This is a genomic window from Mesorhizobium sp. M7A.F.Ca.CA.004.12.1.1 (genome assembly GCF_003997835.1).
GTDB lineage: Bacteria > Pseudomonadota > Alphaproteobacteria > Rhizobiales > Rhizobiaceae > Mesorhizobium.
Genome location: NZ_RZRK01000920.1, coordinates 1 through 2281 on the forward strand (window position 1 = coordinate 1; position 2281 = coordinate 2281).

Genomic DNA, 2281 nt, shown 5'->3' on the forward strand with positions numbered 1-2281 from the left:
GCGCGCCACGCCGTCGCCCTCGGCATACATGCGGGCAAGCTTCCAGGTGGCACCGATCTGGCCGTTTTCGGCAGCGTATTTGTAGGCCTCGGCAGCCTGTTCCTTGTGGCCGTTCTTGTAGGCGGAGAAGCCGAACTGGAAGACCGCCCAGGGGCTGGATTGCGGCTTCACCCCGGTCTTGTCGTCGAACACCTTGTCGTCGAAGGCCATGGCCTGGCCCACGGCGCCAAAGGTCGCGCCAAATGTGGCGGCCACGACCAGTGCCGAAAAGACAGACGACCTCAACAACTCAGATGTCCGCATAACAGTGTGTTTCTTTCGCACCGCCCGGATGGGTCACCGCGCCATCGCGCGCCGGCCCTACCGTCTGTGCATATTTCCATATCGCGCCCGACTGATAGTCGGTCGTGCGCGCCTTCCATGTCTTTGCCCTCGCCGCCAGTTCGCTATCGGACAACGCCACGTCGATCGTGCCGTTCACCGCGTCGATCGAGATCACGTCACCATCCCTGAGCAGTCCGATCGGGCCGCCCACGGCTGCTTCGGGGCCGACATGGCCGATGCAGAAGCCGCGCGTCGCGCCCGAAAAGCGCCCGTCGGTGATCAGCGCCACCTTGCCGCCCATGCCCTGGCCGTACAGCGCTGCCGTCGTCGACAGCATCTCGCGCATGCCGGGGCCGCCGCGCGGCCCTTCGTAGCGGATGACGAGAACCTCGCCTTCCCTGTAGTTGCGATGCGTCACCGCCTCGAAACATTCCTCTTCCGAATCGAAGCAGCGTGCCGGGCCGGAGAACTTCAACTCCGCCATGCCCGCGACCTTCACGATCGCGCCTTCGGGGGCAAGGTTTCCCTTCAAGCCCACGACACCGCCGGTTTGGGTAATGGGTGTGTTGGCCGGGCGGACCACATCCTGATGCTCATTCCAGACAACGTGCTGCATGTTTTCGGCCAAAGTGCGGCCAGTCACGGTCATGCAGTCGCCATGCAGATAGCCGTGGTCGAGCAGCGTCTTCATCAGCAGCGGAATGCCGCCGGCCTCGAACATGTCCTTGGCGACATATTTGCCGCCCGGCTTGAGGTCGGCGATGTAAGGCGTCTTCTCGAAGATCTTGGCCACGTCGAACAGGTCGAACTTGATGCCGGCCTCGTGGGCGATCGCCGGCAGATGCAGTGCCGCGTTGGTCGAACCGCCGGTGGCCGAGACCACGGTCGCCGCATTCTCCAGCGCCTTCAGAGTGACGATGTCGCGCGGCCGGATATTTTTCGCGATCAGCTCCATGATCTTTTCGCCGGAGGCGAAATTGAACCGGTCGCGCATTTCATAGGGTGCCGGCGCGCCGCAGGAATAGGGCAGCGCCAGGCCGATCGCCTCGGCGACGGTGGCCATGGTGTTGGCGGTGAACTGGGCGCCGCAGGAGCCGGCCGACGGGCAGGCCGCCTGCTCGATTTCGAGAAGTTCGGCATCATCGATGGTGCCTACCGAATGCTGGCCAACCGCCTCGAACACATCCTGCACGGTGATCTGGCGGCCGCGATAGCTGCCGGGCAGGATCGAACCGCCATAGATGAAGATCGACGGCACGTTGAGCCGCACCATGGCCATCATCATGCCGGGCAGCGACTTGTCGCAGCCGGCGAGCCCGACCAGCGCATCGTAGCAATGGCCGCGCATGGTGAGTTCGACCGAATCGGCGATGACCTCGCGCGACACCAGCGACGACTTCATGCCCTGGTGACCCATGGCGATGCCGTCGGTGACGGTGATGGTGCAGAATTCGCGCGGCGTGCCGCTGGCGGACGCGACGCCCTTCTTGACCACCTGCGCCTGGCGCATCAGCGAGATGTTGCAGGGCGCCGCCTCGTTCCAGCAGGAGGCGACCCCGACCAGCGGCTGCGCAATCTCGGCCGCCGACAAACCCATGGCATAGAGATAGGAACGATGCGGCGCACGCGCCGGACCGACGGTCACATAGCGGCTAGGGAGCTTAGCCTTGGAGATGACTTTGGCGTCCATACTCTTCCTTGCCCCATCTTCCCTGCAAATGGGGCGGAGCGGCTGCCCCCTCGCCGAGCCTTTTGGCGCGTGTCCCGAGACCAGATCGAGGTGCGCCGGGTTTATGGCGGGAAATAGGCAATTTCCTCAGCCCGGCTTCCAGCGCAGGGGTTGCTCAGAAAGTGTTGCCAAAACATCACAATAGCAGGAGGCGCAGGCGGTGCGAATTATATGCAACGCACTTTGGATGAGACAAATCGGGGCGATGCGATCCCAAACAAAAAAGGC

1 protein-coding gene and 1 pseudogene are annotated in these 2281 nt (G+C 63.5%); both read right to left on the reverse strand.

Going from position 1 to position 2281, the window contains the following annotated elements:
* Positions 1-303 (reverse strand): annotated as a pseudogene (locus tag EN984_RS31720) (sel1 repeat family protein); the annotation flags it as partial.
* Positions 290-2014 (reverse strand): dihydroxy-acid dehydratase, encoded by a 1725-nt coding sequence (gene ilvD / locus EN984_RS31725; RefSeq protein ID WP_127270685.1) that lies wholly within the window; start codon positions 2012-2014, stop codon positions 290-292. The pseudogene EN984_RS31720 and the gene ilvD, both read right to left, overlap by 14 nt.
* Positions 2015-2281: the final 267 nt, after the last annotated feature.

Bases quoted from the DNA above. Each gene is read 5' to 3' on its own strand.
- ilvD (WP_127270685.1), bottom strand. From the start codon at position 2,014: ATGGACGCCAAAGTCATCTCCAAGGCTAAGCTCCCTAGCCGCTATGTG.